The organism is Vibrio cholerae ATCC 14035, from assembly GCF_000621645.1.
Taxonomy (GTDB): Bacteria; Pseudomonadota; Gammaproteobacteria; order Enterobacterales; family Vibrionaceae; genus Vibrio; species Vibrio cholerae.
This window is the reverse complement of record NZ_JHXR01000003.1, coordinates 113,143-128,960: the sequence shown is the minus strand read 5'-3', so window position 1 is coordinate 128,960 and position 15,818 is coordinate 113,143. Positions and strand designations below refer to the sequence as shown.

The following is a 15,818-nucleotide window of genomic DNA, read 5'->3' as shown; positions in this document are numbered from 1 at the left end:
TCACTTTGTGAGCTTAATGCACGACCTCGCTTGAGATTCCACATACAATCCACGCATCTATTCCCATTTGTCATCAACACATGTTACTCGAAGGCATTGAAACCTTACTGGTGCTCAGCAAAGAAAAAACCATGAGCCGAACCGGTAGCCAGCTCTATATCAGCCAGTCAGCAGTCAGTAAACGCATTGCGAATTTAGAGAAAAAACTCGGCAAGAAACTGATTGTTCCAGCGGGGCGACATATCAAATTGACCGCGGATGCCGAGCAATTAATTGCCAGTATCGGCCCCACCTTTAATGAGTTGCATGGTTTGATTTTCGAGCAGCAGACACTGGAAGATAACACGCTGCTGCGTATGGATTGCTCGGAGACGTTAGTCGCGGGTTATCTTGGCCAGACGATGGGGCAACATCGCAAGCAAGATCCGCATTGGGTGATCACCACCAACCACACACCGCGAATTGTCGAGAATGTGCAATCTGGCAAAGCCACCTTAGGCTTTTGTGCCGGCTATCTGCCCGCCAATCACGGTTTGCTGACCTTTCATCTAGGTGATGAGCCATTTACCGTGATTAGCCAAGCGCCGCTGCACGCACTGCCAAGTGAGCTTATCACCAATGATTTAGCCAATCCCGCCAATACCTATCAAGCGGCCATGCTGCACAAACAAGGCATTCGACCCGCGATGGAGATGGACTCTTACACCGCGGCGGCGCAGCTCGCGCTCGGCGGCATGTTACCCGCCCTAGTGCCACGCTCGATTGTCAGTACCCTAAAAATAGAGCCCCAACACTGCTTTGATTTTGCTGAATTAGCAGACCTTACTCGGCCGATTCATATTTGTCTGCGGGCCAGCCGGTATCGCAGCTCTAGAGTCCAAGCATTGATAACAGCGCTGCATGATGCTGTTCCCAAAGCAGTTTTAGCGCCATCAGCATAGACATGGTGATCACCAACGGGCGGATCCAACGCTGCCCTTTGCTAATCACCACTTTTGCGCCCATACGAGCGCCGATAAATCCACCTACCGCCATGGTTAAGCCAATTTCCCAAATCGGCAAACCAGCGATTAAGAAGAAGGTCAACGCGGCAATGTTGGACGTAAAATTGAGTACCTTGGTGCGAGCGGTGGCTTCAACTAAACTAAAATGCCCCAAAGCCACAAAGCAGACGGTAAAAATTGAGCCTGTACCGGGGCCAAAAAAGCCATCATAAAAACCGATACCAAAACCTACCGTGAAGGCAAACGCGGTTTCGGATAAAGGCGCAGGCCCTGTGTGCGTTTTGGTGGTCGGTGCCAATAAGAAATAGAGCGAAATTCCGAGCAGTAACAGGGGGATAAGGCTGGTCAGCAAAGTGGCATCAATATATTGCACCGCTTCTGCGCCAAGCGCCGCGCCGACAAAAGTACAAGCAATCGCCAATCGCATCGCTTTTAGGCTCACAACGCCCTTGCGCACAAAATAGAGCGTGGCCGAAAAGCTACCAAAGGAGCTTTGCAGTTTGTTGGTCGCCAGAGCTTGAGTCGGAGGAACCCCTGCGGCCAGCAAGGCTGGTAAAGTCAGCAAACCGCCACCGCCCGCCATGGCATCAATGAATCCCGCAACTCCCGCCACTAAAAACAGCAGCCCCAATACTTCCAGTGAAAGTTCCATTTCTAATCAACATCTTGAATGACAAAGCCCAACAGTATCACTGCTCAAAACATCAAAACAGCGAAACGCAAGACGACAATCTATTCCATTTATTCATCGATATTACACATATCCCTATTACATGTACCACCTAGCCCTAGGCGGCTGGTCACAGGTTCCTATACCCATTCCTCAATTAATCTATCCATTAGATCCATTAGACTCACATTACTGCGCAATCGGTATGCTTGTGAAGTGATTCTATATGAATTAAAATTGTTGTGCTCTTTAGCGAATGGACTACACATATTAGTCTAGTCGGGCGTTTAGCCAGACTGAAATTTATTGAACGACACTGGGGTTGCGAAATGGAGGTTTTTCTCTCCTCTCGCATTTCCCTGAACTGCGAGAGGAGAGAAAAACCTCCATTTCGCTGTCTCTAGTAAAGAGCTAGCAACAACCCAAGTTAATTTATACTTGGGTTGTTTACTCTTAAAAGGACAAAATTGAATATACTAACCACATTAAGAGAGCAACTTTTAACAAACAATGTAATTATGCCTCAGGAGTTCGAGAGACTTGAGGTTAGAGGCTCTCATGCATATAAGGTATACTCAATTCCCAAAAGAAAAGCAGGGCGGCGGACAATCGCGCATCCTTCTAGTAAGCTCAAAATTTGTCAGCGCCATTTGAATGCTATCCTAAATCCATTATTGAAGGTACATGACTCAAGCTATGCATATGTCAAGGGTAGAAGTATAAAAGATAATGCTCTAGTACACAGTCACTCTGCCTATGTATTAAAAATGGACTTCCAAAATTTTTTTAATAGTATTACTCCAACCATTCTACGACAATGTTTAATTCAAAATGACATTCTACTTTCAGTAAATGAGTTAGAAAAACTAGAACAATTGATATTCTGGAACCCAAGTAAAAAAAGGAACGGAAAGCTAATATTGAGCGTTGGATCTCCTATATCACCATTAATATCCAATGCTATTATGTACCCATTTGACAAAATAATTAATGATATATGCACTAAGCATGGCATTAACTATACCAGGTACGCAGACGATATCACATTCTCAACCAACATAAAAAACACTTTAAATAAGCTACCAGAAATAGTTGAGCAGTTAATTATACAAACATATGCTGGAAGAATAATAATTAATAAAAGAAAAACCGTTTTCTCATCTAAAAAGCACAATCGTCATGTTACTGGTATAACATTAACTAACGATAGTAAAATATCAATAGGAAGAAGTAGGAAAAGATATATCTCTTCTCTAGTATTTAAATACATAAATAAAAATCTTGACATTGATGAAATTAATCACATGAAAGGGATGTTAGCGTTCGCATATAATATAGAGCCTATATATATTCATCGACTTAGCCATAAATATAAAGTGAACATCGTTGAAAAAATTCTCAGAGGAAGTAACTAAATGAATGAGCCAACTAGAATCCCCAAATATGTTAAAGATAAAATTAGACAGGCTAAACAGGGAGATCTGTACTCATCCTTTACTGTTTCTGAGTATTACTACGATGGTGAAGTTTTAGAAAGGGACATAGAACAGAGTGAACTATATCTAAGAAACGTGTCACGTATTATCAACAATGCTAAAATCAGACTCAGAAATATCTCCTTGTATGATTACAAGAAATTCTCCAAATTAAAATTCACGTCATCAGAAAAAAATACAACGATCATTATTGGTAATAACGGTTCCGGAAAAAGTACTATCCTTGAATCTATATCCAAATGCCTACAATTTCTTTCTGATAACATCAGAATCCAAAATAATAACAACTACAAATTCCAAGATTCAGAAATTAATATCCATTCAATAAGCGGACAAACCATTGTAAGATGTATTTTGGAAATAGAAAATGATTTTTCTTTTTCATGTAGCCTAACAAAGAACAGAGAAAACATATCAAGAAAAGTGTCTAGTGAGCTTGAAGAATTTAAAGCTCTAGCACGCATGTACCAACGCTCTAATGAACTGGATAATAATACTCTCTCTTACCCTTTATTAGCCTATTATCCAGTTGAACGTTCAGTAACTCTTAAAAGAGATGACGCTGTAAAATATTATGAACGAAAAAAAGCCAAATATAGTGATAAAAGTGAAGGTCTAAAAAATGCCTTTGATGGCACATCTAATTTCAATGATTTTTTTCTTGGTACAAAGAAATTGATGATATTATTAATGAATTCAAAGCAAATGACTCTATAACAAAGGAGGAAATTGAATATTTATTATCTAAGACTGATAACAAAGAGAAAATAGGAAGTCTTATTTCTCAATTACTAGAGAAAAAAAATAATTACAACAATAATGAAGATAGAGAATTTTTAATTAGACAACAAAAAGTAATTCAAGAGTCCATAAAAACTTTTGTATCCGATATAGATCAAGTTAAGATAAGTAGAACACCTCACTTAGATATGACAGTTATAAAAAATGGAAGTGAGATTAGTATTTTTAATCTATCTCAGGGTGAGAAAACACTTATCGCTTTGGTTTCTGATATCGCTCGAAGATTAGTAATACTAAATCCTAGCTTAGAAAATCCGTTAAATGGATATGGTATTGTTTTAATCGATGAAATTGATCTTCATTTACATCCTAAATGGCAACAAACTATTGTTCAAAAACTAGAAAATACCTTCCCAAATATCCAATTCATCCTATCAACGCATAGCCCACTAGTTCTAACAACAGTTACTTCGGAACAAATAAAAATAATTAATGAATTAGACTATAGATTCAAATTACTATCTCCAACAAGCAATCCATTTGGCAAAAATGCCTCGGATGCACTAGCTATCATGGAAACATCCGAATCTCCATTAGTTCATAGTGAAGAAATTTTAGCTCTTATAAAAAAATATGAATCTCTGGTGAAAAGAGGACAAGAAGATTGTCGAAAGACCAAAGAGATTAAAAAACGCATAGAAAGCACTGGATATACATTTGATATAGCAGACATTGAAATGTGGCGTTTTATAGCAGAAAATCGTGAATTTTTTATCGATAAATCTGAAAGTGATGACTAAGAGATAAATATTATGATTCCATTATCACACAATAATACTCCTACTGAACTTGAAAATTATGTCAAATTAAAAGGTCAATCTTTGACCATTCAAGATTTCAGTGCACATGACTTTCAAGGAGTAAAGAAAATTGTAAGAGATAGACTACACACTCTCCAAGGTGAACTATGTGTATACTGTGAAAAAAAATATAGCGTTGATGAAATGCAAGTTGAACATATTAAACCAAAATCGGGAAGAAATGCTCAACCTAATCTCTGTTTCACCTACAGTAATTATGCTGTTTCATGTATTCAAGAAAATCGTAAGACTCAAACTTGTGGACAAAAAAAGAAAGATAACATTTTATTTATTGAGCCGACATCACCATCATGCAATAGTCATTTCTCTTTAAACACTGATGGTTTTATAAATCCTCGCGGGTTTAAAAACAGAAAAGAAAAGCATAGTATTCAAACTACAATCGACATGTTAGGCTTAAATAAACCACACCTACAACTAGAAAGAAAAAAACAAATAGAAAGATTAATATACATTTTAAAAGCAACAAAACACAATAGACATGAACTAACCAATAAATTTATAAAAAGTGGTAATTTTAAATATATTTTACGAGAACTTACAATGTGACAATATAAGACCAGCTTATCGTTCAGTTAGTAGCGGACTACAAATACCTAAAATACCTGCTTGGTGAACAATATATAGTATAAGCAGCTAACAAAAACACTCGCCTAACATGCACTTGGGCCGAGATAGAGCAGCATCTTAGTTACGCCAAACATGATGTTGCCGATAAAAACAGTGTAAACACTCGCAACGGCAACTTTGATCTTAAGCTCATAAAGAAATGAGATAAACAGCTTTGCAGCTGCGGGCATTAGCACCAATATACTCGATAGTGTAGTGCACCAAAAATCCAATAGCCTCTGCTTTGTAAGTTGGAAACAATGTAAGCCCTTGCAGCAGATCTTAAAACCATTTATGCCCCAGCCACATTGTAGCAAGCAAAACAGGCACATCTGTTCGTGAATACTTGGAATAACCAGCATCCAAGCCTCAGCAAATCGTGGCGCGATAAGTGGGCAAGGGTTAGCGTGTCCTTCGCCCCCCCCCCCCACCATTCTTCTCGAAGAAAATTCCCCCACTCTTTTCATTTGCCTCACAAATATCTTTGGCCAACCAATAAAACCCAACTATGATGCATGGCAATTTTCACCACATAACGACAGAGAAATATTCATGAGTAAAAAGAGCATCACGGCTTTGCTAGGCATTGGCCTTGTCTCCATCGGCTTGCTTTATCAATTTTGGGGACGGGAGTTTATCGCTCAAGATCGCTGTTTAGATGCGGGAGGTGCTTACCAGCAGGCAACGCAAAGTTGTGATCACAGCATGGATGATATTGCCTACGATGCTTTCGATGGTGTGATCTACCATGGCGTAGTGGATGGTAAATCCGTCAGCTTGGAGATCATTGGTCACGGTGATGGCTATCGGATGTCTGTTGATGGGCAGGTAACGCTTGGGGAACTCAATACCGAGCGCGGCTTTGAGCAAGATGAGAATACATCACTGTTTATCCTGAATTGGCGTCAGCCAGAAATTGAGCAGATCAAATGGGTCAAACTCTCAAGTGATCATCAACGTCTGGTTTTGGTTGATAAGGATGGCAAGCTCGACACTGCCGCGACATTGGTAGCCACAGACGCTACATCAAACTGAACCCCAAAATCCGTGCATAAAAAAGCCCGCTGACGAGCGGGCAAAGAGGTTGTCAGAGAGGCCTTGAGCCTCTCTTGTTGTAATACCAATTAAGCTTGGTTCGCTTTTACACGCGCATGCAGCTCTTGTACTGAAGTGACGGATGCTTTGGCATCCGCCGTGTGTGACATACAAGTTGCGAAGGCGGCGTTCAGTGTGGTGGTGTAGTTCACTTTGTGAGCCAATGCACCACGGCGCAGTACTTTTGAGTCTTCAATTGCTTGGCGGCCAGAAGCCGTGTTCACAATGTAGGTGTACTCGTGGTTTTTGATGCGATCCAGAATGTGTGGACGACCTTCATGCACTTTGTTAACCAGACGTGGGTTGATGCCCGCTTCGCCCAGAATCACTGCAGTACCGTGAGTCGCATCCAACTGGTAACCCAGTTTCACTAGCTTAGAAGCCAGATCCACTACACGCTGTTTGTCACCTTCACGCACCGAAAGTAGCGCACGACCACCTTCAGGGTAAACCGAGCCACAGCCCAACTCTGCTTTAGCATAGGCTTCAGCAAACGTGGCACCCACACCCATCACTTCACCGGTTGAGCGCATTTCAGGGCCAAGCAGTGGGTCAACCCCCGGGAACTTGTTGAACGGCAGAACCACTTCTTTAACTGAGTAGTAAGGTGGAATGATCTCTTTGGTGAAGCCTTGTTGCTCCAGAGTTTGTCCAACCATCACGCGCGCCGCGATTTTCGCCAGCGGAGCACCGGTTGCTTTAGAAACAAACGGCACAGTACGCGCAGCACGTGGGTTTACTTCAATCAGGTAAACTTCGTTGTCTTTGACTGCAAACTGAATGTTCATCAGGCCACGAACACCGAGTTCAAATGCCAACTTCTCAACTTGCTCACGCATCTTGTCTTGGATTTCTTGGCTCAAGGTGTAAGCCGGCAGAGAACAGGCTGAGTCACCTGAGTGAACACCCGCTTGTTCAATGTGCTCCATGATGCCGCCAATCACCACGCGCTCACCGTCACAAATCGCATCCACGTCCACTTCGGTTGCATCATCAAGGAAGCGATCCAGCAGAACTGGTGATTCATTCGACACGCTCACCGCTTCGTTGAAGTAACGACGCAGATCTTGCTCATCGTACACAATCTCCATCGCACGGCCACCCAGAACATAAGAGGGGCGAACTACGAGTGGGAAACCGATTTCACGCGACTTCTCAATCGCTTGCTCGATAGCGGTTACGGTTGCGTTGTCTGGCTGTTTGAGGCCTAAACGCTGTACCGCTTGTTGGAAACGTTCACGGTCTTCAGCGCGGTCAATCGCATCTGGGCTGGTACCAATCACAGGTACGCCAGCCGCTTCCAGCGCTCGCGCCAGTTTCAGTGGTGTTTGACCGCCGTACTGCACGATCACGCCTTTTGGCTTCTCAACACGCACGATAGCCAGCACATCCTCTAGAGTTACAGGCTCAAAGTAGAGGCGATCTGAGGTGTCGTAATCGGTTGATACGGTTTCTGGGTTACAGTTAACCATGATGGTTTCGTAACCATCTTCACGCAGTGCAAGCGCGGCGTGTACACAGCAGTAGTCAAACTCGATACCTTGACCGATACGGTTTGGACCACCGCCCAGCACCATGATCTTGTCTTTGTCAGTCGGATTGGCTTCACACTCTTCATCATACGTGGAGTACATGTAAGCGGTATCTGACTTAAATTCTGCCGCGCAGGTATCCACACGCTTGTAAACTGGGTGGATGTTGTATTGGTCACGCAGACGACGGATTTCGTTTTCGCTAACGCCCAGCAGTTTTGACAGACGCGCATCAGAGAAGCCTTTGCGCTTCATCTTACGCAATACGTCTTGGTTCAAGCCCGCAAAGCCACCGGCTTTCACTTCGGCTTCAAGCTTCACCAGTTCTTCGATTTGCACTAGGAACCAGCGATCAATGTTGGTCAGGTTAAATACCCCATCCACTGACATACCGGCACGGAAGGCATCCGCGATGTACCAAATACGCTCTGCGCCTGCTTCTTTCAGCTCATAACGAATTTTGGTCAGGGCATCTGGCGCGTCCAGATCCACTTTCTCATCCAGACCAGCCGCACCGACTTCCAAGCCGCGCAGTGCTTTTTGCAGTGATTCTTGTTGGTTACGACCAATCGCCATCACTTCACCGACTGACTTCATTTGTGTGGTCAGGCGGTCATTGGCACCGGCGAATTTTTCGAAGTTGAAACGAGGAATCTTAGTGACCACGTAGTCGATGGTCGGTTCGAACGAAGCTGGCGTTGCGCCGCCTGTGATGTCGTTCATCAACTCATCGAGAGTGAAACCCACCGCCAGTTTGGCCGCCACTTTCGCAATTGGGAAACCGGTGGCTTTGGAAGCCAACGCCGAAGAGCGCGACACACGTGGGTTCATCTCGATGATCACCATGCGACCATCTTTCGGGTTGATACCAAACTGAACGTTTGAACCGCCGGTTTCTACGCCGATTTCACGCAGTACCGCCAAAGAGGCGTTACGCATGATTTGGTATTCTTTGTCCGTCAGGGTTTGCGCTGGAGCGACTGTGATCGAGTCACCCGTGTGGATGCCCATTGGGTCGAAGTTTTCAATCGCACAGACGATGATGCAGTTATCGTTCTTATCACGCACCACTTCCATCTCGTACTCTTTCCAACCAATCAGCGATTCATCGATCAGCAGTTCATTGGTCGGTGAAAGATCCAGACCGCGAGTACAGATTTCTTCAAACTCTTCACGGTTGTAAGCGATACCACCACCGCTGCCGCCCATGGTGAAAGAAGGACGGATGATACATGGGAAGCCGACCATATCGAGGACTTTGTACGCTTCTTCCATGCTTTTTGCGGTATCAGCGCGAGGACACTCTAGGCCGATTGATTTCATCGCTTTATCAAAGCGTGAGCGGTCTTCCGCTTTATCAATCGCATCGGCGGTTGCGCCGATCATCTCAACGCCAAACTCAGCCAATACGCCATGTTTTTCGAGTGCCAGCGCACAGTTCAGCGCAGTCTGGCCGCCCATGGTGGGCAAAATCGCATCTGGGCGCTCTTTTTCGATGATCTTACGCACCACTTCCCAGTGGATAGGCTCGATGTAAGTCGCATCGGCCATTTCTGGGTCAGTCATGATGGTCGCTGGGTTTGAGTTAACCAGAATAACGCGGTAACCCTCTTCGCGCAGGGCTTTACACGCTTGCGCGCCTGAGTAGTCAAACTCACAAGCCTGACCGATAACAATTGGACCCGCACCAAGGATAAGGATGCTTTGAATGTCAGTACGTTTTGGCATTATCTACTACTCCAAATTAAGCGCGGAATTGTTTAATCAGTTCAATAAAGTGGTCAAACAGCGGTGCTGCATCGTGTGGACCTGGGCTTGCTTCTGGGTGGCCTTGGAAGCTAAACGCTGGCTTGTCGGTACGATGAATCCCTTGCAGTGAACCATCAAACAGCGATTTGTGGGTTGCACGCAGGTTGTCAGGCAGAGTCGCTTCATCGGCTGCAAAACCGTGGTTTTGCGAGGTGATCATCACCACACCGCGATCCAAATCTTTCACTGGATGGTTTGCACCATGGTGACCGAACTTCATTTTTACTGTTTTCGCGCCGGAGGCGAGTGCCAGAATTTGGTGACCTAGACAGATCCCAAAAACAGGAATGTTTTTCTCAAGGAAAACGCGTGTGGCTTCAATCGCATAAGTACATGGCTCTGGGTCGCCTGGGCCATTGGATAGAAACACACCGTCTGGATTAAGGGCGAGCACGTCTTCTGCAGAGGTCTGCGCCGGTACCACAGTTAAGCGGCAGCCACGATCCACCAACATACGTAGGATGTTACGCTTCGCACCAAAATCGTAAGCCACAACATGGTAAGGCAGCTCGCTGTCCGCTTTCGCTTCAGGTAGGCCGCCTTCTAGCGTCCATGAGCCTTGTTTCCACGCATACGCTTCTTTGGTGGAAACCACTTTCGCGAGATCCATGCCTTTCAGGCCCGGAAACTCTTTCGCTTTCGCCAGTGCTAATGCTTCATCCAGATTATCGCCCGCCATGATGCAGCCGTTCTGTGCGCCTTTCTCACGCAAGATACGAGTCAGTTTACGGGTATCAATGTCAGCAATACCGACAATGTTTTGTGACTTGAGATAATCAGAGAGGGATTGTTCACTGCGGAAGTTAGAAGCGATAAGAGGGAGATCGCGAATCACAAGGCCTTGAGCATGAATCGCGGTGGATTCTTCGTCTTCGGAGTTGGTTCCGGTATTGCCAATGTGAGGATAAGTAAGAGTAACGATTTGCTGGGAATAAGAAGGATCAGTGAGGATTTCTTGGTACCCCGTCATCGAGGTATTGAAAACGACTTCACCGACGGAAATACCATCTGCCCCGATGGACACTCCGCGGAACACTGTCCCATCTTCTAGGACTAACAGTGCTGATTTACTCAAGATAACCTCCAGAATAAAAATGCATCAAAAATAAATTATTTTGCAAATTCGTCTTCCTACTAGCCACGAGTTCATGCATTAGGATGCTATAGACAAATTGGCGATATTCTAGGGATGTGATCGGAGGCTGTCAACACAAGCCTAAAAATTTAATTTATCTTTACGAGAGTCTGATGAATTTATTCATCAAAACCATCAAAAAAACATCTTTACTCAGTCATTCCTGTCTATTCATCCCCCACTCGGTGAGAAAGAACATTTTAAAAATGGAAATAGGTGGCAAAAAAACAACCACACATAAAGCAATCGTTAACAAGCCAAGTTTTTATCCAAAAACAAAGACAAAACCACAAAACGCACACCAAGAAGACAAAATAACAACAAAACAAGCTTAGCTTTCGCTGAAAATGGATGAGAAGATTTTTAATCAAGTTTTAAGGATAAAAAAAACGCCAGCAGTTCGCTGGCGCATAATTATGTATTTAGAGATCATTCAATCCGAGCACATCGGTCATGGTGTAGAAACCGGCGGGTTGCTCCGCGAGCCAAATGGCGGCTTTGACTGCACCATTGGCAAACGTCATTCGGTCAGTGGCTTTGTGGGTGATCTCCACTCGCTCACCAATATCGGCAAACATGGCGGTATGCTCACCAATGATGTCTCCCGCACGAATCGTGGCAAACCCAATTTCATTGCGTGAACGCTCACCGGTGATCCCTTCTCGCGCGTACACCGCCACATCACTCAGTTGATTACCCATCGCATGGGCAATCGCTTCGCCCATGCCAATCGCGGTACCCGAAGGCGCATCGACTTTATGGCGATGATGAGCTTCAATGATTTCGATATCACAGTAGTCACCCATCACTTTGGCGGCTTTTTCCAGCAGTTTAAACACCAAGTTGACACCAACGCTGTAGTTGGGCGCCATGACAATCGGGATCTTCTTTGCTGCTTGTTCAATGGTTTGGCGCTGAGCATCGGTAAAGCCCGTTGTGCCAATCACCAGTTTTTTACCATGCTGCTCACACAAAGCTAAGTTAGCTAAGGTGCTGGCAGGCGCAGTGAAATCAATAATCACATCAAACTGCTCAACGGCTTGCTCTAGGTTATCAACTAAAACAATACCTTGTTTACCAATACCGCACAGCTCACCAATATCAACGCCCACTAATGAGGATTCTGGACGCTCAGAGCCCGCGCCCAATTCGGAAAGCGGATTCTGGTGTGTTGCTTTTACCAGATTGCGTCCCATACGTCCTGCGGCACCCGCAATCGCAATTCTAACCATCTTGCTGTCTCCATTCTCCACTGCCTTGAGGCAGTTCCAATTTGTAGACTTAAACTACCAACTATCTTCCACTCTGGCTAGCCTCACGACTTGGCCAAGCGAGGAAAAAACCACTTAACCAAATTGAGCAATCACTTGCTTCACCACCGGATCATTCGCTTCAGGAAAGCGGTAATTGGCCAGATCGGCAATTTTCACCCAACCGCCTTGCTGGCCTTCACGGCCATGAGGCTGACCATCAAAAGCCGTCACGAGCATAAAATCGAAGCTCAGCGATTTGTCCGTATAGTCGAAATCAAAATGTTGGAAAGCTTGTTGCTCCGTCACGGTAATGCCGATCTCTTCTTCAAGCTCACGAACCATGGCTTGCTCTCGGCTTTCTCCCGCTTCCACCTTACCACCGGGGAACTCCCAAAAACCGCCTTTATGCAGATGGTCGGGACGTTTGGTGATGAAAATTTCGCTCTGATCTGAGTTGAAGATGATCCCTGCAACAATGTGGATGCGTTTCAAGGGGCGACTCCTGTATTTCTGGCTGACGTGAATTTCAGTTGTATACCTTTCCTACTCAAAGCCACAGCGGTGTTGGCTGTAACTTCAAGTTGTTTGGGTATAAAAAGAGTCGCCTTAGCGACTCTTTTATTTAATAAGGTGAAACTGGCTTAGTTAATTTGCCCGTGACACTGTTTGTATTTTTTACCGCTACCGCATGGACAAGGTTCGTTACGGCCCACTTTGCGTTCATCACGCACCATTGGCTGGTTCGACTCGTCTTGCTCAGCATCATCAGCACTCGCGTGTTGCGCTTGTGCATGACGCGCCGCTTCTTCAGCTTGCGCGCGGCGTTGAGCTTCCATACGCTCCACTTCTTCTTGCTGCTGAACACGGACTTTGGACAAGACAGTGATCACATCCGATTTGAGTGACTCAAGCAGATCTTCAAACAGTTCAAACGACTCGCGCTTGTACTCTTGTTTCGGGTTTTTCTGTGCGTAACCACGTAGATGAATACCTTGACGCAAGTGATCCATCGCCGCCAGATGCTCTTTCCACAGTGTATCTAGCGTTTGCAGCATCACAGATTTTTCAAAGTTACGCATCACCGCAGGGCTAACCGCTTGCTCTTTGGCTTTATAAACCTCAACCGCTTGCTCGATGATGCGCTCACGTAGCGCTTCTTCATACAGCTTGTTGTCAGCATCTAACCAAGATTGGATCGGTAGTGGTAGATCGAAATCGTTCTTTAGGCGATCTTCCAACCCTTTGATATCCCACATATCTTCCAGAGATTGTGGCGGAATGTACTCATCCATCACCGCGTTCAGCACATCTTCACGGTTTTGCGCGATCATGTCGCTGATGTCATCTGCGCTCATCAGTTCATCACGCAGTTCGTAAACGACTTTACGCTGATCGTTCGCTACGTCATCGTATTCCAGCAACTGTTTACGAATGTCGAAGTTACGGCCTTCTACTTTACGCTGCGCTTTTTCAATCGAGCGAGAGAGCATTTTTGACTCAATCGCTTCGCCTTCATCCATACCGCTTTGGATCAATGCCGCCATACGATCAGAGGTGAAAATACGCAGTAAAGTATCTTCCATTGAGAGATAGAAACGCGATGAACCCGCATCACCTTGACGACCAGAACGACCACGTAGCTGGTTATCGATACGGCGAGATTCGTGACGCTCAGTACCAATGATGTGTAGGCCGCCCGCTTGCAACACTTGATCGTGCACTTGCTTCCACTCAGCTTTAATCGCATCAATTTGCTCTTGGGTTGGGTTGTCCAGCTTCTCCACTTTGGCTTGCCAGCTGCCACCCAATACGATATCCGTACCACGACCCGCCATGTTAGTTGCGATGGTGACTGCGCCAGGTTTACCGGCTTCAGCAACAATTTCCGCTTCTTTTTCATGGAACTTCGCGTTCAGAACATTGTGCTTGATGCCTGCTTTTTTCAGTGCATTGGAGAGCAATTCTGATTTCTCAATCGAAACCGTACCCACCAACACAGGTTGACCTTTCTCAACACGCTGTTTGATATCTTCAATGATCGCGGCAAACTTTTCCGCCTCAGAGCGATACACCACATCCGGCATATCGTTACGCACCATCGGCTTGTTGGTTGGAATAACAACTGTTTCCAAACCATAAATTTGTTGGAATTCAAACGCTTCGGTATCAGCGGTACCCGTCATACCAGACAGCTTTTCATACAGACGGAAGTAGTTTTGGAAAGTGATCGAAGCCAGAGTTTGGTTTTCGTTCTGGATCTTCACCCCTTCTTTTGCTTCTACCGCTTGGTGCAGACCATCAGACCAGCGACGACCCGGCATAGTACGACCGGTATGTTCATCAACGATCACCACTTCACCATCGGGTGTCACGATGTAATCGACGTTCTTTTCAAACAGAACATGCGCACGTAATGCCGCGTTAACGTGGTGCAGCAAGCTAATGTTAGCGGGAGAGTAAAGCGTATCACCCTCTTGCATCATGCCGTTTTTCACTAGCAGCTCTTCAACGAACTCTTGACCCGTTTCGGTCAGATGCACCTGCTTAGATTTTTCATCCACGGTGAAGTGACCGTCACCGCGGTACTCTTCCGAATCTTCTTTATCTTGCTTTTGCAGTAGCGGGATCAACTTGTTGATACGGATGTAGAGATCCGAACTGTCTTCCGCAGGACCTGAGATAATCAGCGGGGTACGTGCTTCATCGATTAAGATTGAGTCCACTTCATCGACCACAGCAAAGAAGCGAGCACGTTGCACGCGATCTTCAGGGCGAAACGCCATGTTATCGCGCAGGTAGTCAAAACCAAATTCGTTGTTGGTGCCGTACAGGATGTCGGCTTGGTAAGCCTCTTTTTTAGCAGGCTGCGGCATGTTGGGAATATTCACACCCACGGTCATGCCTAAGAATTCGAAGAGTGGTCGGTTGGTTTCTGCGTCACGTTTGGCCAAGTAGTCGTTGACCGTAACAATGTGTACGCCTTTGCCAGGTAGGGCATTCAGGTAAGCAGCCAGCGTTGCGGTTAGCGTTTTACCTTCACCCGTACGCATCTCAGCGATTTGACCGCCATGCAGCACCATACCGCCAATCAGCTGTACATCAAAATGGCGCATGCCGAACACACGCTTAGAAGCTTCGCGCACGGTGGCAAAAGCTTCTGGCAACAGTTGATCAAGGTTTTCGCCCTGTTCAATGCGTTGACGGAACTCGACAGTTTTCGCTTTTAGCTCTTCATCGGAGAGGGCTTCAAAGGCGGGTTCGTAGTTATTAATCTCTTTTACAATCTTGCGTAAACGGCGCAGTGTGCGGTCATTGCGACTGCCAATCACCTTTGTCAGTAGCTTAGTTATCATTTGTTGTGAATCTCTCTGTGCTAAATCGCTGTCTATCGACCTTGGAATGTCTTTAGTCTCTACCTATTTTCAACTAAGGATACTGAGATAAGTCATCTGTGTGAGATATTGTGATGACAGCGTTTATTTTCAAGGCACGCAGTTAATTAAGTGCTGCCTAGTTTAAGGAATTTTTGTCTCAACAACCAAGGTTCTCTATGATTTGTTGAATACGAGCTTGCGGTTTTGTGCACTAAGCCC

General features: G+C 45.2%; 11 protein-coding genes and 2 pseudogenes. 7 read left to right on the top strand and 6 right to left on the bottom strand.

The window, feature by feature from the left end:
* Positions 1 to 80 precede the first annotated feature (80 nt).
* On the top strand, positions 81 to 941 hold the full coding sequence (locus T411_RS0104070; protein WP_000923496.1) for a LysR family transcriptional regulator: 861 nt from the start codon (positions 81 to 83) through the stop codon (positions 939 to 941).
* On the opposite strand, the gene T411_RS0104065 is transcribed toward T411_RS0104070, so the two are convergent.
* Complete coding sequence (locus tag T411_RS0104065; protein ID WP_000423593.1) at positions 871 to 1,656, bottom strand: TSUP family transporter; 786 nt, start codon at positions 1,654 to 1,656, stop codon at positions 871 to 873. The genes T411_RS0104070 and T411_RS0104065 overlap by 71 nt on opposite strands.
* Positions 1,657 to 2,141: 485 nt before the next feature.
* On the opposite strand from T411_RS0104065, the gene T411_RS0104060 reads away from it, so the two are divergent.
* From T411_RS0104060 to T411_RS0104040, 5 genes and pseudogenes are all read left to right on the top strand, one after another.
* Entirely contained in the window at positions 2,142 to 3,089 is a 948-nt protein-coding gene (locus tag T411_RS0104060) for a retron St85 family RNA-directed DNA polymerase (protein WP_001882075.1), read from the top strand.
* A pseudogene (locus T411_RS01000000119015) lies at positions 3,090 to 4,711 on the top strand (AAA family ATPase).
* A 12-nt stretch (positions 4,712 to 4,723) separates the two neighbouring features.
* Positions 4,724 to 5,341: a retron system putative HNH endonuclease gene (locus T411_RS0104050; protein WP_000612658.1), complete on the top strand. Its 618-nt coding sequence runs from the start codon at positions 4,724 to 4,726 to the stop codon at positions 5,339 to 5,341.
* Between the two features lie 273 nt (positions 5,342 to 5,614).
* Positions 5,615 to 5,829, top strand: a pseudogene (locus T411_RS1000000121555) (transposase); the annotation flags it as partial.
* Positions 5,830 to 5,953: 124 nt separating this feature from the next.
* Positions 5,954 to 6,436, top strand: coding sequence for a hypothetical protein (locus tag T411_RS0104040; protein WP_000039390.1), 483 nt, complete (start codon positions 5,954 to 5,956; stop codon positions 6,434 to 6,436).
* 89 nt (positions 6,437 to 6,525) lie between these two features.
* Here T411_RS0104040 and carB read toward each other — a convergent pair whose 3' ends face one another.
* Positions 6,526 to 9,756 carry a carbamoyl-phosphate synthase large subunit gene (gene carB / locus T411_RS0104035; RefSeq protein WP_001126441.1) on the bottom strand — a complete coding sequence of 1,077 codons (3,231 nt, stop codon included), beginning with the start codon at positions 9,754 to 9,756 and terminating at the stop codon, positions 6,526 to 6,528.
* Between the two features lie 16 nt (positions 9,757 to 9,772).
* Positions 9,773 to 10,912 (bottom strand): glutamine-hydrolyzing carbamoyl-phosphate synthase small subunit, encoded by a 1,140-nt coding sequence (carA, locus tag T411_RS0104030; RefSeq protein WP_000045131.1) that lies wholly within the window; start codon positions 10,910 to 10,912, stop codon positions 9,773 to 9,775.
* A gap of 266 nt (positions 10,913 to 11,178) precedes the next feature.
* Here carA and T411_RS0104025 point away from each other — a divergent pair, with 266 nt between their 5' ends.
* Entirely contained in the window at positions 11,179 to 11,307 is a 129-nt protein-coding gene (locus T411_RS0104025; protein ID WP_000402351.1) for a hypothetical protein, read from the top strand.
* Positions 11,308 to 11,394: 87 nt separating this feature from the next.
* Here T411_RS0104025 and dapB read toward each other — a convergent pair whose 3' ends face one another.
* From dapB to secA, 3 genes are all read right to left on the bottom strand, one after another.
* Complete coding sequence (gene dapB, locus T411_RS0104020; RefSeq protein ID WP_000251590.1) at positions 11,395 to 12,204, bottom strand: 4-hydroxy-tetrahydrodipicolinate reductase; 810 nt, start codon at positions 12,202 to 12,204, stop codon at positions 11,395 to 11,397.
* A gap of 114 nt (positions 12,205 to 12,318) precedes the next feature.
* Complete coding sequence (gene mutT / locus T411_RS0104015) at positions 12,319 to 12,717, bottom strand: 8-oxo-dGTP diphosphatase MutT (RefSeq protein WP_000821181.1); 399 nt, start codon at positions 12,715 to 12,717, stop codon at positions 12,319 to 12,321.
* Positions 12,718 to 12,866: 149 nt separating this feature from the next.
* Positions 12,867 to 15,578: a preprotein translocase subunit SecA gene (secA, locus tag T411_RS0104010; RefSeq protein ID WP_000628943.1), complete on the bottom strand. Its 2,712-nt coding sequence runs from the start codon at positions 15,576 to 15,578 to the stop codon at positions 12,867 to 12,869.
* Positions 15,579 to 15,818 lie beyond the last annotated feature (240 nt).